This is a genomic window from Cupriavidus sp. KB_39 (assembly GCF_052114485.1).
Classification (GTDB): Bacteria; Pseudomonadota; Gammaproteobacteria; order Burkholderiales; family Burkholderiaceae; genus Cupriavidus.
Genome location: NZ_JBFREV010000030.1, coordinates 27,273 through 50,164, shown reverse-complemented (window position 1 = coordinate 50,164; position 22,892 = coordinate 27,273). Strand labels below are relative to the sequence as shown.

The following is a 22,892-nucleotide window of genomic DNA, read 5'->3' as shown; positions in this document are numbered from 1 at the left end:
CTTGCTATTCTCGGCCTCCCTTCCACAGATCACAACAGGAGTCCGATGGGCATCGGCGTTTTGTGCGGGCTGCTGGCCGGCGCGTTCTGGGGCATGGTGTTCATCGCGCCGAAGCTGCTGCCGGCGTTTTCGCCCTGGGAACTCGCCATTGGCCGCTACCTGGCCTATGGGCTGGTCGCCTTCGTGGCGGCGCTGCCGCTGATGCGGCGCCTCGCAAAAAAGCTAACTCGGGGCGATTGCGTCGCCTTGCTGCGCCAGGCGTTCACCGGGAACCTGCTCTATTACGTACTGCTGGCGTTTGGCGTGCAACTGGCCGGAGTCGGGCCGACCTCGCTGATCATCGGCATCCTGCCGGTTTCCATCACGATCATGGGCCGCCGCGACCACGGCGCTGTGCCGCTCTCGCGGCTGGTCTGGCCGCTGCTGGTGGTGGCGGCCGGCATCGCCAGCATCAATATCGACCTGTTTGCCGGGGGCGGCGGTGCGCATGGCGCGGCGGTGGACGCCCTGGCCCGCCCGGCGTGGCAGAAACTGGCTGGCGTGGCCTGCGCGGCGGGCGCGCTGGTCTGCTGGACGCTCTACGCCGTGGACAACGCGCGCTACCTCCAGCGCCATCCGCATTACAGCGGGAACGAGTGGTCGGCCCTGTACGGGCTATCTACCGGGCTGGTTTCCGTGGTGCTGGCYGGCATCGGCTGGCTCGTGGCCGGCGACGCGCTGACCGCCCCGGGCAGCGGGCGCGAATGGCAGTGGTTCTGGACGGTCAACGCCGCCGTGGCGCTCGGGGCGTCGCTAATTGGCAACAACCTCTGGAACATCGCTAGTCGCCGCCTACCCCTGACGCTTTCGGGGCAAATGATCGTTTTTGAGACGCTGTTCGCGCTGGCATACGGGTTTGTGTTCGATCACCGCTGGCCACGGCCGCTGGAGTTGGCCGCCGTCGCCCTGCTGATCGTCGGGGTGGCCTGGTCCGTGCGCTTGCACGCCACGGACAAGTCTGCGTAGACTACCGGCATGACGCGGGGGTCACATGGTTGTCAACCCTCCTACCGTCCGGTTTTCATCGCCAACCTGGCATTTTTCCGCCCAGACGCCACAGACACTCTTGCCATGAACCGTTCGACCGCGCTGTACCTGCTTGTTGCCGCCAGTCTCGCCGTGCCCGCCACGGCCTTTTCCCAATGGCAGTGGAAGGACGGCACCGGCCGCATGGTTTATAGCGATGTACCGCCGCCGCCCGCCGTGCCGGACCGCGCCATCGTCATGGCACCCGGCCGCGCGGCAGGCGCCTATCGCCCGGTGGAAGCCGAAACCGCCGCGAAGGCCGATGGTCAAGCTGACGCCAAGGCCCCCGCGGGCGACGCGCCCCGGGCCCGCCAGGTCAGCGCGCGGGCCAAGGACAAGCCCGCCGYCGACACCGATCCCGATCAGGCCTTCCGCGAGCGCCGCGAGGAGCGCCTCAAGGCCGACCTGGAAGCCGCCACCAAGGAACGTGAACAACTGGCCCGCCAGACGCGCTGCGAAGAGATGTCGAAYTACGCYACGGGGCTGCGCGAAGGCATGCGCATCTCGAAGGCCGGCCCGGATGGCGCCGCGCACCGCCTGAACGGCGATGAACGCGCCGCCGAACTCGACAAGGTCAGCCAGTCGATGGCCCAGCACTGCAGCTGAGGCAGGGGGGGGCGCCGGATAGGCCGCCCGCCCAGTCAACTCCCCTGCCCGCCCCCGCCGCGCAGCCATTTCAGGCCCTCGCGCGTCCCGGTAGCCCGGGTCTTCTGCACGCGCTTGCGGCGTGCCTGCTTGGGATCGGCGGTCAGCGGCCGGTAGACCTCTACCCGATCTCCCTCCCGAACCAGTGTTTCCACGGCCTTGAGCTTGCCGTAGATGCCGACCCGTGCCGTCGTCGGGTCCACTTCGGGATACGCCTCGGTCAGGCCGCTGGCGCGAATCGCCCCCTCGACGCTCGTGCCAGCCGGCACCGAGACTTCCTTCAGGAACACCGCCTCAGGCTTGGCGTAGCAGACCGAGAGCCGCACCATGGCGCCAGGATCAGCCGTTGTTGGCATACACCACCTCGGCGCGCTTGACGAAGGCATCGACGAACGTATTGGCAATCATGCTGAACACGGGACCGATGATTTTCTCGAGGATGAAGCTCGAAAACTCGTAATGGAGGTGAAATTCGATCTTGCAGGCGTCGGCGCGCAGCGGCGTAAAGCGCCAGGAGCCATTGAAGGTCTTGAAAGGACCGTCCGCGAACGTCATATCAATGCGTGTAGGACGCTCCTGCACGTTCCGGGTATGGAAATACTGCTTGATGCCGTTGAAATGGATATGGATCTTCGCGTCGAGCAGCGTCTCGGTGTTCTCGAAGATCTCGACGCCACCACACCATGGCAGGAACTTGGGATAGTCCTCCACGCGGGTGACCAGGTCATACATCTGCTCGGCCGAAAAGCCAAGCAGGACGGATTTATGGACGTCTGCCATGTAATCGGATGCGGGCGCCGCCAGGGGCTGGGCCCGAACGGGGCGGGTTTGCTAGAATCCCGATTTTAGCCGACACGCGGGTCGACGGCATCCCCGGCGCACATGGCGCCCCTCGATGACGCCACAACGGTCGCTCCCCTCTTTGCCGCAGCGCGGCAGCCTTGCTCAGGAATCCACCACGTACGCATGACCATCGCTGATAACAAGAAAGCCTTTTTCGACTACTTCATCGAAGAACGCTACGAAGCCGGGATTGTGCTGGAGGGCTGGGAAGTCAAGGCCATCCGGGCCAACCGTGTGCAGATCAAGGAAGGCTACGTCGTGGTGCGCAACGCCGAGATGTACCTRATCGGCGCCCATATCAGCCCGCTGCAGAGCGCCTCCACGCACGTGACGCCGGACCCCGTGCGCACGCGCAAGCTGCTGCTCAAGGCGGACGAGATCAAGAAGCTGATCGGCAAGGTCGAGCAGCGCGGCTATACGCTCGTGCCGTTGAACCTGCACTACACGCGCGGCCGCGTGAAGTGCGAAATCGGCCTCGGCAAGGGCAAGAAGCAGTTCGACAAGCGCGAAACCGAGAAAAATCGGGACTGGCAGCGCGAAAAGGCGCGCCTGATGAAGAGCGATAACAAGGAATAAGAAAAAACGGAGGCCATGGCCTCCGTTCTTGTCTGGCGATGCCGCGTCAGTGCGCGTCGCTCAGGTCTTCTGCTGGGTTTTCACGATTTGCAGTGCCGAGGCGATCATCGAACTCATTTCGCCAAGGTTGCCCGGCACGATCAGGGTGTTGCCCTGCTTGGCGAGGTTGCCAAACGCGGCAACGTATTCCTCGGCCACCTTGAGGTTGACGGCTTCCGCGCCGCCCTCGCCCCGAATCGCGTGGCCGATCTTTTCGATGGCCTGCGCGTTGGCTTCGGCCACGGCCAGGATCGCCGACGCGTCRCCCTGGGCCCTGTTGATCGCCGCCTGCCGCTCGCCCTCGGACTTCTGGATCGCCGCCTCACGGGCGCCGGAGGCCAGATTGATCTGCTCCTGCCGCTTGCCTTCGGAAGCCGCGATCAGCGCCCGCTTCTCGCGCTCGGCCGTGATCTGGGCCTGCATCGCATGCAGGATCTCCTTCGGCGGCGTCAGGTCCTTGATTTCGTAGCGCAGTACCTTCACGCCCCAGTTGGCGGCGGCTTCGTCGAGCGCATTGACCACGCTGTGGTTGATGTACTCGCGCTCCTCGAAGGTCTTGTCCAGTTCCAGCTTGCCGATCACCGACCGCAGCGTGGTCTGCGACAGCTGCGTGATCGCGACCACGAAGTTGCTCGAGCCATAAGACGCCTTCATCGGATCCGTCACCTGGAAGTACAGCACGCCATCCACCTGCAGCTGTGTGTTGTCCTTCGTGATGCAGACCTGGCTCGGCACATCGAGCGGAATCTCCTTGAGGATGTGCTTGTAGGCCACGCGATCCACGAACGGCACCACGATCGTCAGGCCGGGCGTCAGCGTGGCGTGGTAGCGCCCCAGACGCTCAAGCACCCATGCGTGCTGCTGCGGCACGATCTTGATGCCCTTGGCAATCAGCACGATGGCCGCGATGAGCAGAATCAGTGGAAACAGCCCGAGCTGGTAGGCAAGCATGTACAACTCCCGTCAAATAGGAAAACTGCTAGTCATTGGATGGGTGCCGCGCAGGAATCAGCGCGGCGAGACGATCAGCGTGGTACCCCGCACCTCGACAATGCGGAAGCGACCCGGAAGCGGCTCGGTGTTCGGCGCCAGCTCCACGCTCCAGTCAGCGCCGCGATACGGCACGCGGGCACGCCCATTCGGGTCCCAGGCGGAGACATCGAGTTCCTGGCCGATATCGAGGTTTACATCGGGATCCGTCGATGCCGTACCCCGACGCAGCGTGCCATAGCGTGTGCGGCGCAAGGCCGCGATACACGCGATGGCTACCAGGGCYGCCGTGACCGTTTGCGCCGGTACACCGAGGCCGGCAAGCGCGGCCACACCACCGGCCGCCACGCCCACGGCGATCATCAGCAGATAGAAGGTGCCCGTCGCCATCTCGGCAATCACCAGCACCACTGCCGCGGCGAACCATATGTAGTAAGACGACATCCCGCTCCTTTTCCCAATAAAAAACCCCCGCCGCGCCATAGGCGCCTGCGGGGGCTGTTGCAACACCTGCCGCAGGGCCGGTGCCACGCGGCGTCCCGGGTTCAGCCGGGCACCGCTTTGGATGAGTTATCGCTATTGTGACGCCAAATGCCTTACGAAGCCAGTTGCTTCCAGGTTTCGACCACCGAATCAGGATTCAGCGAGATCGACTTGATGCCTTCCTTGGCGAGCCACAGCGCGAAATCCGGATGGTCCGAAGGGCCCTGACCGCAGATACCGACGTACTTGTCGAGGCGYAGCGCCGTGGAAATGGCGCGCTGCAGCATGAAGATCACAGCGGGATCGCGCTCGTCGAAGTCCTTGGCCAGCAGCTCCATGCCGGAATCGCGGTCCAGACCCAGCGTCAGYTGCGTCAGGTCGTTCGAGCCGATCGAGAACCCATCGAAGAACTCCAGGAACTCCTCGGCCAGGATCGCGTTCGACGGCACTTCGCACATCATGATGATGCGCAGGCCGTTTTCGCCGCGCTTCAGGCCGTGCTTGGCCAGCAGCTCGATGACCTTCTTGGCCTGGCCCAGCGTGCGCACGAACGGCACCATGATCTCGACGTTCGTCAGGCCCATTTCGTCGCGCACGCGCTTCATGGCCTTGCATTCCATCTCGAACGCTTCGGCGAAGTCCTCGGCGATGTAGCGCGACGCGCCACGGAAGCCCAACATCGGGTTTTCCTCGTCCGGCTCGTAGCGCGAACCACCGATCAGCTTCTTGTATTCGTTCGACTTGAAGTCGGACAGGCGCACGATCACGGGCTTCGGATAGAACGCCGCGCCGATCGTGGCGATGCCTTCCGCCAGCTTGTCGACGTAGAACGCGCGCGGGCTGGCGTGGCCACGGGCCACCGATTCCACGGCCTTCTTCAGGTCGGCATCGACCTGCGGATAGTCGAGGATGGCCTTCGGGTGAACGCCAATGTTGTTGTTGATGATGAACTCGAGGCGGGCCAGGCCCACACCGTGGTTCGGGATCTGCGCGAAGTCGAACGCGAGCTGCGGATTGCCCACGTTCATCATGATCTTGGTTTCGATCTCAGGCATCTCGCCGCGCTGGACCTCGGTGATCTCGGTCTCGAGCAGGCCGTCGTAGATGCGGCCTTCGTCGCCTTCGGCGCACGACACCGTCACCAGCGTGCCGTCCTTCAGCAGATCGGTCGCATCGCCGCAGCCGACCACGGCCGGCACGCCCAGTTCACGGGCAATGATGGCCGCGTGGCAGGTACGGCCGCCACGGTTGGTSACGATGGCCGAGGCACGCTTCATCACCGGCTCCCAGTTCGGGTCGGTCATGTCTGCCACCAGCACGTCRCCCGGCTGCACGCGTTCCATCTCGGACGGRTCGTTRATCACGCGGACCGGGCCGGTACCAATCTTCTGGCCGATGGCGCGACCGCTGGTCAGCACGGGCGCCGTGCCTTTCAGCTTGAAGCGCAGCTCGGCCTTGCCGGCGGACTGGCTCTTCACCGTCTCCGGGCGCGCCTGGAGGATGTAGATCTTGCCGTCCTTGCCGTCCTTGCCCCACTCGATGTCCATCGGGCGGGCATAGTGCTTCTCGATGATCATCGCGTACTTGGCCAGCTCCGACACATCGGCGTCGGTGATCGAGTAGCGGTTACGCAGTTCGGGCGCCACATCGACGGTCTTCACGCGGCCGGCTTCACCCGGGCCCGTGAATTCCATCTTGATCAGCTTCGAGCCAATCGAGCGGCGGATGATCGGGTACTTGTTCAGCTCTAGGGTCGGCTTGAAGACGTAGAACTCGTCCGGGTTCACGGCGCCTTGCACCACGGTCTCGCCGAGGCCATAGCTCGACGTGATGAAGACCACGTCGGGGAAGCCCGATTCGGTGTCGATGGTGAACATCACGCCCGACGCCGCGAGGTCCGAACGGACCATGCGCTGCACGCCGGCGGACAGTGCCACGACATCGTGGGCAAAGCCCTTGTGCACGCGGTACGAGATGGCGCGGTCGTTGTAGAGCGAGGCGAACACGTGCTTGATCTTGTCGAGCACGTCGTCGATGCCGCTGACGTTGAGGTACGACTCCTGCTGGCCGGCGAACGAGGCGTCCGGCAGGTCTTCGGCCGTGGCCGAGGAACGGACGGCGAACGATGCCTCGGCGCCTTCACGGGCCGACACGCGGGCATAGAATTCGCGGATCTCCTGTTCCAGGCGCGGCTGGAACGGAGCGGCGGCAACCCAGCCGCGGATCTCGGCGCCGGCTTCCGCCAGGGCCTTCACGTCATCGACGTCGAGCGTCTTCAGGCGATCCGAAATGCGGGCGGTCAGGTCGTTGTGTTGCAGGAAGTCGCGGAACGCGAGCGAGGTGGTAGCAAAACCGCCGGGAACACGGACGCCAGCCTCTGCCARCTGGGAGATCATCTCCCCCAGCGAAGAGTTCTTGCCGCCGACGGTTTCCACGTCATGCATGCGCAACTGCTCGAACGGCAGCACATAGGCGCCGTTATCTGCCTGGTTAGTCATAAAAGCCTCAAAAACAAAGTAAGAAATCGGTGTCACCGACCGGTATGTTGTTGGGGTTCTGTTCCCGGCGGATCGCTTGGCTAAACCATTCCGGAGCGCGTGCGGATGCTGCGGCGCACATTGTCGACAATCGTGCCGCAGATCGTTGCTGCACCGGCGCGTACGGAATTGCTTAGCCAAAAGATCGCCGCTATTCTACCGTGCCGCACCGCACTTTCGCGTGGCAGCCTCAAAAATTGACCAGACATGTCCCTTCCCGAAGCGCCTGATGCGCCCCAACAGGCGCCTGCGCCCGGCACGGCGGCAAGCCCTGCCACCTCTCCCGCCGCGTCGCCCCCGGCCACTGCCAGCACTGGCGATCGCCCTGCCATCCGTACGGTTTTTATTGTGTCGGATGGCACCGGGATCACGGCCGAGACCTTCAGCCACTCCATTCTGGCCCAGTTCGAAATGCGCTTCCGCAAGGTGCGGATGCCGTTCGTGGACACGCCGGAAAAGGCACACGTGGCCGTCGGCAAGATCAACGAGGCGTTCTATAACGAGGGCGTGCCGCCCATCGTGTTCACCACGCTGGTCAATGCCGAGGCTAACAAGGCCCTGCGGCGCGCCAAGGCGATGATCCTGGACATGTTCCAGACCTTCATCGAGCCGCTGGAAAAGGAGCTGGGCCTCAAGTCCACACATGCAATCGGCCGCTTCCACCAGAATGCGGACACCGAGGCCTACAAGAACCGGATCGAGGCGATCAACTTCTCGCTGGCCCACGACGACGGCCAGTCGCACAAGAACCTGGAAGAAGCCGACGTGATCCTGGTCGGCGTGTCGCGCAGCGGCAAGACGCCGACGAGCCTGTACCTGGCCATGCAATACGGGCTGAAGGCCGCGAACTATCCGCTGATCCCGGACGATTTCGAGCGCGGCCGCCTGCCGTCGGCGCTCTACGCGTTCAAGCCCAAGATCTTCGGGCTCTCGATCGACCCGCAGCGTCTCACCGAGATCCGCAACGAACGGCGCCCGGGCAGCAAATACGCGGCACTGGAGAACTGCCGCTACGAGGTCAACGAGGCCGAGGCCATGATGCGCCGCGAAGGCATCAAGTGGCTCAGTTCGACGCACAAGTCGATCGAGGAGATTGCCACGACAATCCTCCAGGAAATCAAGATCGACCGCGACAACTATTGAGATTTTGAGAATCGTCCCGTAGCGCTGGAGGCGCTACGGGGTCACCATCGGATGGTCAATCACTCACTGCGAGGAAATATGACCACCATGGTTGCTGGCCACTCCTTCCTACCCCCTCCCGGCAATGACGGGCGCCGCCAGCGCGATCGCCCGCCCCCGCCGCCCGTGCGGCACACGCTTGGCATGCGCATCGCCAGCGTCATCTTCGCAGCCGTTGTCGCATCGCTCGGGGGAATTTTCGGCATCATCGAGCTGAGCGCCCGGCACACGCGTGCCGCCATTGATGGCGAGCTTAAGGCCATTCACGCCCAGCAAGAAGCCCATAGCCAACGGTTGGATCGGTTCGAATCGGCGGTCCTGTATCAGTTCGGCCAGGTCAACGAGCGGTTCGACAAGCTGGACGCACGGATGGACAAATCGGAAGCCCGGATGGATCGCATGGAAGACCGGCACGAGCGGGGATTGGCGCGACTGGAAGGCAAGATCGACAGGATCGCCGAGCACATCGGGATGTACAGCGGCGCGCGGCGGTTGCCGGCCACTCGCCAGCCGAACTCCTGATGTCAGCGCGATGCCGCGCGCCGCTGCCTGACCGTTTCAAACAGGCAGACAGCGGTCGCCGCCGCCACATTCAGCGACTCAAGGCCGCCCGGCTGCGGAATGCCGACGGTCCGCGAGACGCGTGCCATCCATTCCGGACTGACACCTGCGCCTTCGTTGCCGACGACCCAGCCCACCGGCTGGCGGAGATCGGTATCGAATACGGCTGCATCGGCATGCGACGACGTCGCCAGCAACGGCACGGCAAGCCGGCTTTCGAGCATCTCGAGCGTGCAGTGCTCGACGATATTGAGGTGGAAATTCGCACCCATGCCCGCGCGCAGGGTCTTGACCGACCACGCAAACGCGCAGCCCGTGGTCAGGAAGGCGTGCGGAATCCCCGCAGCGGCAGCGCTGCGCAAGATCGATCCGACATTGCCGGCGTCTTGCACGCCGTTCAGGATCACGCAATCCGTGTCGATCGTGGACGGCAGGTGCCCGCCGGGCGTGTCGATCACGAGCATCAGGTCGATGCCGTTCACCACACTCGTAATCTGCGCGAACAGCGCATCCGCCAGCAGGACAACGCGGTCCGGATCAATGCCTTCCAGCAGTGGGCGCACTTCGGCGTGATCGTAGTGCCGCTCTGACACGACGCAACTGGTCGGCTGCCCTCGCGCGGCCACATACGCCTGCGCGAGGTGCACGCCATCGAGCACGGACTGCCCCGCCTTGCGGCGTGCGTGCGTGGACCCAGTAAGGGCCTTCAGGTGCTTGAACAGCGCATTGTCGCGCGAGGTGACGTGCTTCAAGGATGTGTCTCAGAAAGGCAGCGCGTCGCGCTCCAGCACCACCCGCACCGGCGCAAACGAGCGGCGGTGATGCGGTGTCGCACCAAACTGCTGGAGCGCGGCCAGATGCTGGGGCGTGGGATAGCCCACGTGGGCATCGAAGCCGTACTGGGGATATTCCAGGTGCAGCGCGTGAAGCTCGCGATCGCGGGCCACCTTGGCAAGGATCGACGCAGCGGAAATGGCTCGCACCTTGGCGTCGCCCTTCACGATGGCCTCGACCGGATACGGGACCTGCGGACAGCGATTGCCATCGACCTGCACCAGATCGGGCAAGATGCCGCTCGCCGTCAGGCCCGCCACGGCGCGCTGCATCGCCAGCATGGAAGCGTGCAGGATATTCAGCGAGTCGATTTCCTCGACCGAAGCCGACGCGATGTGCCAGCCGATCGCCCGCTCGCAGATGCGTTCGAACAGTACCGCGCGCTTATCGGCGCTCAGGATCTTCGAGTCGGCGAGGCCCCGGATTTGCCGCTCCGGGTTCAGGATCACGGCGGCGGCATAGACCGGCCCCGCCAGCGGACCGCGCCCGGCCTCATCCACGCCACAAAGATGGCGTACGACGGCAACGGTTTGGGTCAACTCCAGCCCCATCTGCGGCGACGGACCCTTGCCGGTTTTCTGGCTGGCCATCAGCGCACACCCCGTTCGTGCATGAGATCCACCACCACGCCGGCGGCGAGGTTGGCCGTGTCGCGCTTCAGCGTCTCGTGCATGGTCGTGAAATGTTCCCGCAAGAAGGCGATATTGCCCTCGTCGTTCAGTTGCAGCAGCGTCTCGCGCGCCAGCGCCTCCGGCGTGGCGTCGTCCTGGAGCAGTTCTGGCACCACGAACCGCCCTGACAGAATATTAGGCAAGCCCACGTAAGGCAGGTAGCCCTGTCGCTTCATGATCTGCGCGGTGAGCCAGGGCACCTTGTACGAGATGACCATCGGCTTCTTGTAGAGCGCTGCCTCGAGCGTAGCCGTACCGCTGGCCAGCAGCACGACGTCGGCGGCTTCCATGGCCAGATGCGACTGGCCATCCACCACGGTCAGGTCGATCTCCGGATAGCGCTCGTGCAGCCCGCGGATAATCTCGTGCAGCGGCGCGCTGGCTGCCGGCAGAACGAATGCSAGGTTGCCGTCCATGCGATGCATGCGTGCCATGGCCGCAAAGAACGTCGCGCCAAGGTTGCGCACCTCGGACTGCCGGCTACCCGGCAGCACCGCGACGATGCGCTTGCCTTCGGGCAGGCCAAGCTCTTCCCGCGCGCCCTGGACGTCAGGCACCATCGGAATCACATCGGCCAACGGATGACCGACGTAGGTCGCCGGAATGCCGGCCTTCGCATAGATCTCGGGCTCGAACGGGAACAGGCAGAGGATGTGGTCCACCGCGCGCGCGATGGTACGAATGCGCCCGCCGCGCCACGCCCAGATTGACGGGCTGACGAAATGCACGACAGGGATGCCCGAGCGGCGCAGGGGCACTTCCAATCCGAAATTGAAGTCGGGCGCGTCTACGCCGATGAAACACAGCGGCGGATTGGCCAGCAGCTTCTCGCGAATTGCCCGGCGCGTTGCCAGGATTTCCCGCAGCGAACCGAGCACCTCCACATAGCCGTTGACGGAGAGCGTCTCCATCGGCCAGTGCGAGACGAAGCCCTGCGCCATCATGCGGCGGCCGCCGATGCCCGCGAAGTCCACGGACTCGCCCAGCCGCGCATGAAGCCCTTCAAGCAGGAGCGATGCCAGCAGATCGCCGGAAGCCTCCCCGGCAACCATGGCAATCGTGCCACGCTTGTTGACATTCGCCCGAGCTACGGCGGGCGGATCGGCCTGCACTGCGGCGTGAATCATGTGCGGCGCGGCTTAGCGGACGATGCCGCGCTGCGTCGCGGCCAGGAATTCGACGAAGGCACGCAGTGGCGCGCCGGTAGCCGCATCGGTCTGGCCCAGCAGGGCCGAGATCTCGCTGCGCGCCTCGTCGAAGCCCAAGTCTGACTTGTACAGCAGCTTGTAGGCCTGGCGCAGGGCGGCGATCTGGCCGGCATCAAAGCCCCGGCGACGCAGACCTTCCACGTTGACACCGTGCGGCGTGGCCTTGTTGCCGTTCTTGTCGCTCGCGGCGATCACGAATGGCGGCACATCCTGGACGAGCGCCGACGCGCCGCCCAGCATCGCATGGGCGCCGATGCGCACGAACTGGTGCACGCCGCTCATGCCGCCGAGAATGGCCCAGTCGCCCACTTCCACGTGGCCTGCGATCTGCGCGTTGCTCGAAAACACCGTGTTGTTTCCCACGCGGCAGTCGTGCGCGATGTGCACGTAGGCCATGATCCAGTTGTCGTTGCCGAGGCTGGTCACGCCCTGGTCCTGCACCGTGCCGGTGTGGATCGTCGTAAACTCGCGAATCGTGTTGCGGTCGCCAATCTCGAGCCGGGTGGGCTCGTTGGCGTACTTCATGTCCTGAGGCGTGCCGCCCACCGAGGCGTACGGCCCGATGCGGTTGCCTTCGCCGATGGTGGTATGGCCTTCGACGGTGGTATGCGAGCCGATCCGGGTGCCGCTGCCAATCCGCACGTTCGGACCGATGATGGAAAACGGACCGACGGTCACGTCGGCGCCAAGTTCTGCCTTCGGGTCGACCAGTGCGCTGGGATGGATTTGCGTCATACGTCCTGTCCTGTGGTCTGAATTCGGTTGAGTCCCGCGTGTTGCCACGCGGGACGGGGCCCATGGGTGGGCGCGGCGGCGCCGATCAGCCTTCGGCCTGCTTGACCGTGCACATCAGTTCCGCTTCGCAGGCGATTTCGCCGTCCACGGTGGCGCTGGCCTTGAACTTCCAGATGCCGCGAATATAGCGCTCGACGGTCACATTCAGGTGCAGCTGGTCGCCGGGGTAGACCACACGCTTGAAGCGCGCGCCATCGATACCCACGAAGTAGTACAGCGCGCCTTCCTTGCGCTCCATGTCGGCGCCGAAGGTCAGCAGGCCGGCCGACTGCGCCAGGGCCTCGAGGATCATCACGCCCGGCATCACGGGTTGATCGGGAAAGTGCCCCATGAAGTACGGCTCGTTGATCGTGACGTTCTTAAGCGTCTTGATCCGCTTCTGCGGCTCGAACTCCAGCACGCGATCGACGAGCAGGATCGGGTACCGATGCGGCAGCAGCTTCAGGATCTTGCGGATGTCGATGTCGGATGCGGTCATGATGATTTCTCTTCGTCTTGTTTGGTATTGGACCCGGCGGACTGGCCGCGCAGGCGGCGTTCCAGCGTGACCACGCGCTCGCGCAGCTTGGACAATCCGCGCACGATGGCCGCATTGCGCTCCCACTCGCCATGCGTCGTGAACGGAAACACGCTGGTGTAATGCCCCCCGGGTTTCGTAATCGATTTGGTAATCGAGGTGCCGCCGGACACCGTCGTCCGGTCGGCGATATTCAAATGGCCCGCGAAATTGGCCGATCCGCCAATCACGCAGAAACGGCCGATGCGGGTGCTGCCGGCCACCGCCGCGCAGCCCGCAATGACCGTATGGGCGCCCACCCGCACGTTGTGCGCGATCTGGACCTGGTTGTCGAGCTTGCAGCCCTCCTCGATGACCGTATCGGCCATCGCGCCGCGGTCGATGGCCGTATTGGCGCCCACTTCCACGTCATTGCCCAGCACGGCACGGCCAACCTGCGGAATTTTCACGTATTCCACCCCGGCCGGACCGATGTCCGGCGCGAAGCCAAAGCCATCCGCGCCCACTACCACGCCGCTGTGCAGGATGTTGCGCGCACCCACCACGCAACGATGATAGACGGAAACGTTCGCGTAAATGAGCGTATCGTCGCCGATCTCCGCGCCTGCGCCGATAAAGGCATTCGCCAGGACCCTTACCCGCTCGCCCAGCCGCGCGCCAGCCTCGATCACCACGTTGGGGCCGATAAAGCAGGACGCCGGCACCACGGCATCGGCGGCCACGCTCGCGCGCGGGTCGATGCCAGTGCGCGGATCGGCATTCGCCTCACGGTCGAAGCGCTGCGCCACGCGGGCAAAGCAGACATACGGGTTGCGGGCGACCAGCCAGTTGCGGCCGTCGGCCTGGCCATCGGCGCGAATACGCTCGAGGTCGGCCGGCGAGACGATGACGGCGCTGGCATTGGAGGCCAGCGCCTGCGGCAGGTACAGCGGATTGGACAGGAAAGACAGGTCACCGGGGCCGGCCTGGTCGAGCGGCGCCAGGCCGCGCACGGCGAGGTCGGGATCACCCACAACCTGCGCGCCGTTTTCGGTGGCGAGCTGACCCAGTGTGGGTGTCTGCATGGCGGTACTTCCTTGAAGAACGAGACAGCGACGAACGAGCGCGCGCCGCTTACTTGCTGCCGGCGTTGAGCGCCTTCATCACGTCATCGGTAATGTCGATGCGTGGATTGACGTACACCGCTTCCTGCACGATCAGATCGTACTTGCGCTGCTCGGCAATCTGACGGATCACCCGGTTCGCGCGCTCCAGTACCTGGGCCAGTTCCTCGTTACGGCGCTGGTTCAGGTCCTCGCGGAACTCGCGTTGCTTGCGCTGGAACTCGCGATCGAGATCGGCCACTTCGCGCTGGCGGCGCTGGCGGTCGGAATCGGCCAGCACAGCCGTGTCCTTGTCGAGCTTGTCGGCCATGCCCTTGATCTTCTGGGCCATGTCCTGCAGTTCGCGATCGCGCTTCGAGAATTCCTGCTCGAGCTTGACCTGGGCAGCCTTGGCCGGCTGCGAGTCACGCAGAATACGTTCCGAGTTGACCGCGGCAATGCGTGCCTCCTGAGCCATCGCCGGGGCGGCTACGCACAGGGCCGCTGCGGCCAGCGCTGCGGCGCTCAGGGATTTCATCAGTGGTGTATGGAGTTTCATGAAACAAATCCTTTTTGGGGATCAGAACGCGGTACCGATCTGGAACTGGAATCGCTGTACGCGATCCGTATCGTCCTTCTTCAGCGGGAAGCCCATGCTGACCTTCAGCGGGCCGATCGGCGACAGCCACGACATGCCGAAGCCGGTCGAGTACTTGAGGTCGCTGAACGTAATCGGTGCACCTTCCTGGTACACGTTACCAAAGTCGAAGAACGTGAACAGGCGCAGCGTGCGGTCAACACCCGAGCCCGGCAGCGGGAACACRAATTCCACGTTACCGATCAGCTTGGACGCACCACCCACCGGGTTGCCGTTCTGGTCCTTCGGACCAAGCGTGCTGGTCTGGTAGCCGCGCACCGAGCCGATACCACCGGCGTAGAAGTACTTGAACACCGGGAACGGCGTGTCGCCGTAGCCGTGGCCGTACGCCACTTCGCCGTTGAAGGCCAGTGTAAAGGCCTTGGAGATCGGATAGAAGTACTGCTGCTGGAAGCTGGCGCGATAGTACTGCGTATCGCCGCCCGGCACGCCCACTTCGAGGTTGGCCTGCGTGTATGGACCCTTGGTCGGGATCAGCGCACTGTCGCGACGGTCACGGGCCCAGCCAATCGTGAACGGGAAGTTGTTGATCGGGTCGCCGCTGCTCTTGCCGATCTTGTTCAGCCACGCGGTGTACTGGGTCGGCGTGTTGACGGAGGTATGCACCTCGGTGCGCTCGTAACCGATACCGAAGAACACCGTGTCRTTCTCGGAGAACGGCACGCCGAACTTGAAGCCGCCGCCGGCCGAGACGATCTTGTAGTCCTGGTCGCCGGTGTAGTACAGCGGACGGGAGGTACGGTAGTAGATGTCCGTGGAACGGCTGATGCCATCCACCGTGAAGTACGGGTCGTACTGCGTCAGCGAGATGGTCCGGAACGACTTGGCCGTGTTCACGTCCAGGCCCAGGCTGGTACCGGAGCCGAACACGTTGTCCTGGCGCAAGCCGGCCTGCAGCACGAGCTTGTCAGTCGACGAAAAACCCAGGCCCAGGCTGATCTGGCCGGTCGGCTTCTCGGTCACGTTCACGTTGACATCCACCTGGTCGGGCGCGCCGGCCACGTCCTCGGTGGTGATATTCGTGTCCGTGAAGTAGCCGGTACGGTTGATACGGGCCTGCGACTGCGTGAGCTTCTCGCTGTCGAACCACGAGCTTTCCATCTGGCGCATTTCGCGGCGCACCACTTCGTCGCGGGTCTTGCTGTTGCCCACCACGTTCACGCGGCGTACATACACGCGGCGGCCGGGGTCGACCATCAGCGTCAGCGCCACTTCGCGCGTTTCCTGGTTGACCTGGGGCTGCGGATTGATAGTCGTGAACGCGTAGCCGTAGGTACCCAGCAGATCCGTGATGGACTTGGTGCTGGCCGTCAGCTTTTCGGACGAGAAGATATCGCCCTTCTTCAGCTGCAGCAGCTTTTCCATCTCGGCCTGCTTGCCGAGCAGTTCGCCGGCCAGGCGAATGTCGGACACCTTGTACTGATCGCCTTCCTTGATGTTCAGCGTCAGGAAGATGTCCTTCTTGTCCGGCGTGATCGAGACCTGCGTGGACTCGATCTGGAACTCCAGGTAGCCGCGGTTCAGGTAGTACGAGCGCAGCGCTTCCAGGTCGGCCGTGAGCTTCTGCTTCGAGTACAGGTCGTTCTTGGTGTACCAGGACAGCCAGTTCGGCGTGGAGAGCTGCATCTCGTCGCGCAGCGTGCTTTCCTTGAAAGCCTTGTTGCCGACGATATTGATCTGGCGGATCTTGGCGACCGGGCCTTCTTCCACGTTGAACACCACGGACACGCGATTGCGGTCCACCGGCGTCACCGTGGTCTGCACGTCGGCAGCGTAGTAGCCGCGCGCCACGTACTGGCGCTTCAGCTCCTGCTCGGCCTTGTCGATCAGGGCCTTGTCGTAGTAGCGCGCTTCAGCCACGCCCACCGCGCGCAGCGAACGGCGCAGCGTGTCCTTGTCGAATTCCTTGATGCCGACGAACTCGAGCTGCGAGATGGCCGGGCGCTCTTCCACCTGGACCACGAGCACGCCCTCTTCGGCGCGGATCTGCACGTCCTTGAAGAAACCGGTATTGTAGAGTGCGCGAATCGCATCGGCGCCCTTGTCGTCGGTGAAGGTCTCCCCGACGCGCACAGGCAGATAGCCGAACACAGTGCCCGGCTCCACGCGCTGCAGGCCTTCCACGCGGATGTCCCTGACCACAAACGGGTCGGCGGCCCAGCCCGCCGGGCTCCAGGCCGCGATAATGGCACTCGTCAGCACGCCCAGCGAGATGCGCTTATGTCTGATCAACGTGAATCCCCTATTCCTCTTCGATTTCATGCAGGGTATTGGCTCCGATGCCGTCCCGACGCCGTCCATGATGACGCCTGGCTTTGCTGACAAGGCCGTCCCCTCCCGACGGGTTCGACGACACCGCCGGGACGCGACCTTCTTCGGCCGACGGCCGGTTTCGGCTACGCGGATCTAGCCGCGCGCAAGAAACAGTCGGCTGACGTCATTGAACAAAGCGAGTGAGGTCAGGAGCAAGATGCACGCGATGCCGACCTTCTGCAGCATCGCCTGCCAGTGATCTGGTACGGGCCTGCCAGTCAAAAATTCCACGCAATAATACAGCAAATGCCCCCCATCCAGAACCGGAATGGGTAACAAATTGAGCACACCGAGGCTGACGCTGACCAGCGCCAGGAAGCTGATAAACGGCTGCCAACCCATGTTGGCGGCACGGCCGGCGTAGTCCGCCACCGTGAGCGGGCCGCTCAGATTCTGCAATGACGCCTGCCCCACCAGCATCTTGCCGAGCAGTTTCAGGGACAGCGTGCTGGTGCTCCAGACCTGGTCGGCTGCCCGCACCACGGCCTGCCACGGCGCGTAGCGGACGATCTCGGTCTGCACCGCCTGGTTCAGCGCGGCGCCCAGCTTGCCCGTGGGGCCTGCCGCCGCCCCGCTGGCGTCCTTCGCACCGTCCGGGGCCGGGGCTGCGTCCAGCTTGACCGGCACATCCAGCCGCTGCCCATTACGTTCTATGCCCAGCGTGACCTGCTCGCCCGGCCGCGCCCGTACCGCGCGGATCAGCTCGCTCGCCTGCGTCAGGGGCTGGCCCTGCCATGCCACCACACGGTCGCCGGCCTTCAGCCCAGCCCGCTGCGCCGCCGAATCCGGCACGATTTCCGTAATCGTAACCGGCCCGCCCTTCAGGTACAGGCCGAGCGTGGCCAGCGGGTCCTGTTCGGGATTGCCGCCGGTATTGGGCAGGCGAGGCAGCCGGATGTCGCGCTCGGCCCCATCGGTGCCGCGCACGCGCAGCACGGCGCTGGCGTCGCCAAAACCTTCGGCGAACACGGCCATGCGGAGGTCATTCCAGGACTGGACCGGCTCGGTCCGGTCGTTGGCGGTCAGCGACAAAACGCGGTCGCCGTCCCGCACACCGGCCTGGGCAGCCACGGTGCCGGCCGCGGGGGTTGCCACCAGGGGTACCGGCTCGCGCATGCCGCCGGCGAACAGCACTATATATAGAAGGATGGCCAGCGCAAAGTTGGCCACCGGCCCGGCTGCGACGATCACGAAGCGCTTGCCCACCGGCTGCCGGTTGAACGCGCGCGGCAGGTCTTCCGGGGGGATGGGGGGATCGGTCTCGGGGTCCCGCTCGCGCTCGTCGAGCATCTTGACGTAGCCGCCCAGGGGGATCGCGGCGAGCGTCCACTCGGTGCGGTCAGGCCCCTTGCTGGTCCAGCGCGCCAACGACCGGCCGAAGCCGATCGAGAACCGCAACACCTTGACGCCGCACGCGCGAGCGGCCAGGTAGTGCCCCATCTCGTGCACGAAAATCAGAATGCACAGGGCGACGACGAACGCAATTACGGTCTGCATGACAAATCACCCTCTCCAGAGCTAGCCGCGCCGAGGCGCGACGGCGCTACCTACTTAGCGGCTGGCCAGCCGCGTCAGCAATGCCTGCGCGGCACGCCGTGCCGCAGCATCGGCCGCCAGCACGCCTTCGAGTGTCTCGGCCGAGCCAGACTGCGGCTGCTCGAGCACGCCGGCTACCACGCGGGCAATATCGGTAAATCGGATCGCCCCGCCGAGGAAGGCCTCCACGGCCACCTCGTTCGCGGCGTTCAGCACGGCGGGGGCTAGCCCGCCCGCGCGCAATGCATCAAAGGCTAGCCCCAGGCAGGGGAAGCGATMAAGGTCAGGAATCTCAAAATGCAGGCCGCCGGCGACGGTCAGGTCGAGCGGGCTCACCCCGGAGTCGATCCGCTCCGGGTACGCCATGCCATAGGCGATGGGCGTGCGCATGTCGGGGTTGCCAAGCTGGGCGAGCACCGAACCATCGGCGTACGCCACCATCGAATGAACGATGCTTTGCGGGTGGATCAGCACCTCGATCTTGTCCGCCGGAGCGCCGAACAGCCAATGGGCCTCGATGACCTCGAGCCCCTTGTTCATCATCGTGGCGGAATCCACCGAGATCTTGCGGCCCATCACCCATTTGGGGTGGGCGCAGGCCTGATCGGGCGTGATGTCGTGCAAGGTGGACGGATCACGCGTCCGGAACGGGCCACCCGACGCGGTTAGCAGCACCTTGGACACGCCCGCGCCGTAGCGCGGGTCGCTGGTCGGCAGGCACTGGAAGATCGCGTTGTGTTCACTGTCGATGGGCAGCAGCGTGGCGCCGTGCTCGCGCACCGCGTCCATGAAGATGGCGCCCGACATGACCAGCGATTCCTTGTTGGCCAGCAGCACGCGCTTGCCCGCCCGTGCGGCGGCGAGCGAGGAACGGAGCCCGGCCGCGCCGACGATGGCGGCCATCACGGCATCGGTGCCGTCATCGGCGGCGATCGACTCCAGCGCGGCTTCGCCGTAGCTGACCTCGGTCTTTACGCCGGCATCGCGCAGCAGCGTCTCGAGCTGGCGTGCCGCATCGGCGGAGCCCACCACGGCACGCGCCGGGCGGAATTCCACGCAGGCCGCTGCCAGCTTCTCCACCTGACGGTGGGCGCTCAACGCATGCACGGTGTAGCGGTCCGGATGCCGACGCACTACGTCGAGTGTGCTTTCGCCGATGGAGCCCGTGGCGCCCAGGATGGTAATGCGTTGCATAGGAACCAGATAACCAAATTCAGATTGTGATCACATCCAGGCCAGCAGCAGCGCCGCCAGCGGGAACACCGGAATGAGCGCGTCGATGCGATCGAGTACGCCGCCGTGCCCGGGCAGCAGCCGGCTGCTGTCCTTCTTGCCGATCTGACGCTTGAGCAGCGACTCGAACAGGTCGCCGATAACGCTGGCCGCCACGAGCAGCGTGGAGAGGCCGATCATCAGCCCCAGCCCACCCTGATCGGCGACGCGCGAAAACCAGGTCGGTGCGAAGGCATGGGTGGTGCCAAGCGCCACGGCCACGATCATCACCAGCAGCCAGCCGCCAATCGCACCCTCCCAGGACTTGCCCGGGCTGATGGTCGGCGCCAGTTTGCGCTTGCCGATGGCCTTGCCGACGAAATAGGCGCCGATATCGGCCGCCCAGACCAGCACGGCCGCCGACAGCAGTACCGCGATGCCTTCGGCCCGCAGCACCATCACGGCGTGACCGAACGCTGGCAGCATGATCAGCCCAAGGATGGCGCCAAGCACCGTGAACCCCGGCGTCGCCTTGCGCACGCCCCGTGCCAGCAGCACCAGCGCCACGCCCCAGGCCACCAACGCGGCGGCCAGCAGGAAATGGATGGCACGGCGTTCGGGCGCGTCATGGAAGTAAATCAGCACCAGCAGGCAGGCCACCGCGTAGACGTAGGGCCAGAAAYGGCGCAGCCCGATCAGTCGCCCGAACTCCCATCCGGCCAGCAGCACGATCACGGCGATCAGCCCCGCCAGCCACATCACGGGCGCCAGGAACAGGATCGGCAGGATCAACAGCAACAGGCACAGGGCGGTGATGACGCGGGTGATGAGCATGCGCTGCGGTTTCCTTTGAAGGTGGGATCAGGACAGGCCGGTCGCGGCGAGCCGCTCAGGCCGTACCAGACAGACCGGGCGCCACCAGTTGGGCGCTGGTCCGGCCAAAGCGCCGCTCGCGCTGCCGGTACGAGGCGAAAGCCTTGTCCAGCTCGGCGGCGTCGAAATCGGGCCAGTAGGTATCGGTGAAGTACAGCTCGGAATACGCGAGCTGCCATAGCAGGAAATTGCTGATGCGCTGCTCGCCGCCGGTGCGAATGAACAGGTCCGGCTCGGGCGCATAGGACATCGCCAGGTGCGGCGCCAGCACAGCCTCGTCGATGGCATCCGGGTCGAGCATCGGCGAGCGGGCCAGCATCTTGCGCATGGCCTGAAGCAGGTCCCAGCGGCCGCCGTAGTTCGCGGCGATGGTCACCGTCAGGCCGGTATTGCCGGCGGTGCGGGCCTCCGCATCGCGGATCAGCTGCTGGATGCGCGGGCTGAAGCGCCCGAGGTCGCCCACCACGCGCACGCGGATGTCATTGGCATGCATCTTGACCACCTCGCGGCGCAAGGCGGTCATGAACAGGCGCATCAGGAACGACACCTCATCCGCCGGACGGCGCCAGTTCTCCGAACTGAACGCGAACAGCGTGAGGAACTGCACGCCGCGGGTGGCACAGGCCTCCACCACCGCGCGTACCGCGTCCAGGCCACGGCTGTGGCCTGCCACGCGGGGCAGATGACGCTGGGTCGCCCAACGGCCGTTGCCATCCATGATGATGGCAACGTGGCGGGGCACGTAAGTGGTATCGGGAACGCCGAGCGTCGAACTGATGTGCTGCATGGATTCGCGGACGGGGACGGGGCCGGCGGGGTTCCCGCCGGGCGGCCGTCAGACCGTCATGATCTCCTTTTCTTTTTCGGCCACGAGCTTGTCGATCTCGGCCACGAACTTGTCCGTCAGCTTCTGGACTTCATCCTGGCCGCGGCGCTCGTCGTCCTCGGAAATGGTCTTGTCCTTGACGAGCTTCTTGAACTGCTCCATGGCGTCGCGGCGCAGGTTGCGCACGGCCACCTTGGCACCTTCGGCCTCGCCCTTGACCACCTTCGTCAGCTCCTTGCGGCGCTCTTCGGTCAGTGCGGGCATCGGCACACGGATGGTTTCACCCATGGTGGCCGGGTTCAGGCCCAGGTCGGCGTCGCGGATGGCTTTTTCCACCGCGCCCACCATCTTCTTCTCCCAGGGCTGCACGCTGATCGTGCGCGCATCGGCCAGGCCGACATTGGCCACCTGGCTGATCGGCACCATCGAGCCGTAGTAGTCCACCTGGACGTGATCGAGCAGACCGGTGTGGGCACGACCGGTACGAATTTTCGCCAGATCGGCCCTGAAGGCTTCGATCGACTTCTGCATCTTCTGCTCGGCGCTCTTCTTTGTGTCGGCGACGCTCATGTTTACCTCCGGAAATCAGCCAGACAGGATCCCGCCGGACGGGATCGAAAATGAATCATTCTACTCTCAGGCCGGGCCGAATCCGCATTGTGACGCGGCCCGCCGTCGTCATACGTGCACCAGCGTACCTTCGTCTTCGCCGAGGATCACGCGCTTCAGCGCACCCGGCTTGACGATGGAGAACACCTTGATCGGCAGCTTCTGGTCGCGGCACAGCGCGAAGGCCGTGGCGTCCATGACCTGCAGGTTGCGCGAGATGGCCTCGTCGAACGTGATGGTGGTGTAGCGCGTGGCGCTGGGGTCCTTCTTGGGGTCGGCCGTGTACACGCCGTCCACCTTGGTGGCCTTGAGCACGACTTCCGCGCCGATTTCCGCGCCGCGCAGCGCGGCGGCGGTGTCGGTGGTGAAGAACGGGTTGCCGGTGCCGGCCGCGAAAATCACGACCTTGCCCTCTTCCAGCTGGCGGATGGCGCGCGGGCGGATATAAGGCTCGACCACCTGGTCCATGCGCAGCGCCGATTGCACGCGGCCTTCGATATTCGCGTGGCGCATGGCGTCCTGCAGGGCCAGCGCGTTCATCATGGTGGCCAGCATGCCCATGTAGTCGGCCGTGGCACGGTCCATGCCGGCGGCGCCGCCGGCCACGCCACGGAAGATGTTGCCGCCGCCGATGACCACGGCGACCTGGACGCCCAGCTTCACGATCTCGGCAATGTCGTTGACCATGCCCTCGATGGTGGCGCGGTTGATGCCGAAGGCATCGTCGCCCATCAGGGCCTCACCGGAAAGTTTAAGTAGGACGCGCTTGTAGGCTGGCATGTTCACCCTCGGGCTGGTTCTTGATCGCTCGTTCGAACGGATGGATTGGCGCGCGCG

24 protein-coding genes are annotated in these 22,892 nt (G+C 64.8%); 5 read left to right on the top strand and 19 right to left on the bottom strand.

What is annotated here, in order from left to right; genetic code table 11:
- Positions 1–45 precede the first annotated feature (45 nt).
- Both AB4Z27_RS20875 and AB4Z27_RS20870 read left to right on the top strand, forming a co-directional pair.
- Positions 46–1,005 (top strand): DMT family transporter, encoded by a 960-nt coding sequence (locus AB4Z27_RS20875; protein ID WP_092297678.1) that lies wholly within the window; start codon positions 46–48, stop codon positions 1,003–1,005.
- 105 nt (positions 1,006–1,110) lie between these two features.
- Positions 1,111–1,671: a DUF4124 domain-containing protein gene (locus AB4Z27_RS20870; RefSeq protein ID WP_441645147.1), complete on the top strand. Its 561-nt coding sequence runs from the start codon at positions 1,111–1,113 to the stop codon at positions 1,669–1,671.
- Positions 1,672–1,706: 35 nt separating this feature from the next.
- On the opposite strand, the gene AB4Z27_RS20865 is transcribed toward AB4Z27_RS20870, so the two are convergent.
- Positions 1,707–2,066 carry an RnfH family protein gene (locus AB4Z27_RS20865; protein WP_441645146.1) on the bottom strand — a complete coding sequence of 120 codons (360 nt, stop codon included), beginning with the start codon at positions 2,064–2,066 and terminating at the stop codon, positions 1,707–1,709.
- A complete protein-coding gene (locus AB4Z27_RS20860) occupies positions 2,050–2,490 on the bottom strand; it encodes a type II toxin-antitoxin system RatA family toxin (RefSeq protein WP_092297669.1) in 441 nt (146 codons plus the stop codon). Before AB4Z27_RS20860 ends, AB4Z27_RS20865 begins: the two co-directional genes overlap by 17 nt.
- A 186-nt stretch (positions 2,491–2,676) precedes the next feature.
- Here AB4Z27_RS20860 and smpB point away from each other — a divergent pair, with 186 nt between their 5' ends.
- Positions 2,677–3,129, top strand: coding sequence for an SsrA-binding protein SmpB (gene smpB / locus AB4Z27_RS20855; protein ID WP_092297666.1), 453 nt, complete (start codon positions 2,677–2,679; stop codon positions 3,127–3,129).
- A 60-nt stretch (positions 3,130–3,189) separates the two neighbouring features.
- On the opposite strand, the gene AB4Z27_RS20850 is transcribed toward smpB, so the two are convergent.
- The 3 genes from AB4Z27_RS20850 to ppsA all read right to left on the bottom strand — a co-directional run bounded on the left by AB4Z27_RS20850 (position 3,190) and on the right by ppsA (position 7,139).
- Positions 3,190–4,119 (bottom strand): SPFH domain-containing protein, encoded by a 930-nt coding sequence (locus AB4Z27_RS20850; RefSeq protein ID WP_092297664.1) that lies wholly within the window; start codon positions 4,117–4,119, stop codon positions 3,190–3,192.
- 57 nt (positions 4,120–4,176) lie between these two features.
- Positions 4,177–4,602, bottom strand: a complete 426-nt coding sequence (locus AB4Z27_RS20845; protein ID WP_441590811.1) for an NfeD family protein — start codon at positions 4,600–4,602, stop codon at positions 4,177–4,179.
- Between the two features lie 152 nt (positions 4,603–4,754).
- Positions 4,755–7,139: a phosphoenolpyruvate synthase gene (ppsA, locus tag AB4Z27_RS20840; RefSeq protein ID WP_092297658.1), complete on the bottom strand. Its 2,385-nt coding sequence runs from the start codon at positions 7,137–7,139 to the stop codon at positions 4,755–4,757.
- A 246-nt stretch (positions 7,140–7,385) separates the two neighbouring features.
- Here ppsA and ppsR point away from each other — a divergent pair, with 246 nt between their 5' ends.
- Positions 7,386–8,321 carry a posphoenolpyruvate synthetase regulatory kinase/phosphorylase PpsR gene (gene ppsR / locus AB4Z27_RS20835; protein WP_255370907.1) on the top strand — a complete coding sequence of 312 codons (936 nt, stop codon included), beginning with the start codon at positions 7,386–7,388 and terminating at the stop codon, positions 8,319–8,321.
- A gap of 78 nt (positions 8,322–8,399) precedes the next feature.
- A complete protein-coding gene (locus AB4Z27_RS20830) occupies positions 8,400–8,882 on the top strand; it encodes a hypothetical protein (protein WP_092297655.1) in 483 nt (160 codons plus the stop codon).
- Positions 8,883–8,884: 2 nt separating this feature from the next.
- On the opposite strand, the gene AB4Z27_RS20825 is transcribed toward AB4Z27_RS20830, so the two are convergent.
- The 14 genes from AB4Z27_RS20825 to pyrH form a co-directional block, all read right to left on the bottom strand.
- Positions 8,885–9,673, bottom strand: coding sequence for a TrmH family RNA methyltransferase (locus tag AB4Z27_RS20825; protein ID WP_092297652.1), 789 nt, complete (start codon positions 9,671–9,673; stop codon positions 8,885–8,887).
- Positions 9,674–9,682: 9 nt separating this feature from the next.
- Complete coding sequence (gene rnhB / locus AB4Z27_RS20820; protein ID WP_092297649.1) at positions 9,683–10,345, bottom strand: ribonuclease HII; 663 nt, start codon at positions 10,343–10,345, stop codon at positions 9,683–9,685.
- Complete coding sequence (gene lpxB, locus AB4Z27_RS20815) at positions 10,345–11,478, bottom strand: lipid-A-disaccharide synthase (RefSeq protein WP_369823505.1); 1,134 nt, start codon at positions 11,476–11,478, stop codon at positions 10,345–10,347. Before lpxB ends, rnhB begins: the two co-directional genes overlap by 1 nt.
- An 87-nt stretch (positions 11,479–11,565) precedes the next feature.
- Positions 11,566–12,369, bottom strand: a complete 804-nt coding sequence (gene lpxA / locus AB4Z27_RS20810; protein WP_441645145.1) for an acyl-ACP--UDP-N-acetylglucosamine O-acyltransferase — start codon at positions 12,367–12,369, stop codon at positions 11,566–11,568.
- Between the two features lie 85 nt (positions 12,370–12,454).
- A complete protein-coding gene (gene fabZ, locus AB4Z27_RS20805; protein ID WP_092297643.1) occupies positions 12,455–12,907 on the bottom strand; it encodes a 3-hydroxyacyl-ACP dehydratase FabZ in 453 nt (150 codons plus the stop codon).
- Positions 12,904–14,010, bottom strand: coding sequence for a UDP-3-O-(3-hydroxymyristoyl)glucosamine N-acyltransferase (lpxD, locus tag AB4Z27_RS20800; RefSeq protein WP_092297640.1), 1,107 nt, complete (start codon positions 14,008–14,010; stop codon positions 12,904–12,906). Before lpxD ends, fabZ begins: the two co-directional genes overlap by 4 nt.
- Positions 14,011–14,059: 49 nt before the next feature.
- Entirely contained in the window at positions 14,060–14,587 is a 528-nt protein-coding gene (locus AB4Z27_RS20795) for an OmpH family outer membrane protein (RefSeq protein ID WP_092297637.1), read from the bottom strand.
- 21 nt (positions 14,588–14,608) lie between these two features.
- Entirely contained in the window at positions 14,609–16,948 is a 2,340-nt protein-coding gene (gene bamA / locus AB4Z27_RS20790; RefSeq protein WP_369823500.1) for an outer membrane protein assembly factor BamA, read from the bottom strand.
- Between the two features lie 144 nt (positions 16,949–17,092).
- Complete coding sequence (rseP, locus tag AB4Z27_RS20785) at positions 17,093–18,496, bottom strand: RIP metalloprotease RseP (protein WP_092297631.1); 1,404 nt, start codon at positions 18,494–18,496, stop codon at positions 17,093–17,095.
- Between the two features lie 54 nt (positions 18,497–18,550).
- Positions 18,551–19,729: a 1-deoxy-D-xylulose-5-phosphate reductoisomerase gene (gene ispC, locus AB4Z27_RS20780; protein ID WP_441645144.1), complete on the bottom strand. Its 1,179-nt coding sequence runs from the start codon at positions 19,727–19,729 to the stop codon at positions 18,551–18,553.
- A gap of 30 nt (positions 19,730–19,759) precedes the next feature.
- A complete protein-coding gene (locus tag AB4Z27_RS20775) occupies positions 19,760–20,581 on the bottom strand; it encodes a phosphatidate cytidylyltransferase (RefSeq protein ID WP_441645143.1) in 822 nt (273 codons plus the stop codon).
- A 55-nt stretch (positions 20,582–20,636) separates the two neighbouring features.
- Positions 20,637–21,407, bottom strand: coding sequence for an isoprenyl transferase (locus tag AB4Z27_RS20770; RefSeq protein ID WP_092297622.1), 771 nt, complete (start codon positions 21,405–21,407; stop codon positions 20,637–20,639).
- A 48-nt stretch (positions 21,408–21,455) separates the two neighbouring features.
- Complete coding sequence (frr, locus tag AB4Z27_RS20765) at positions 21,456–22,016, bottom strand: ribosome recycling factor (protein ID WP_092297619.1); 561 nt, start codon at positions 22,014–22,016, stop codon at positions 21,456–21,458.
- Positions 22,017–22,124: 108 nt separating this feature from the next.
- Entirely contained in the window at positions 22,125–22,835 is a 711-nt protein-coding gene (gene pyrH, locus AB4Z27_RS20760) for a UMP kinase (protein ID WP_092297616.1), read from the bottom strand.
- Positions 22,836–22,892 lie beyond the last annotated feature (57 nt).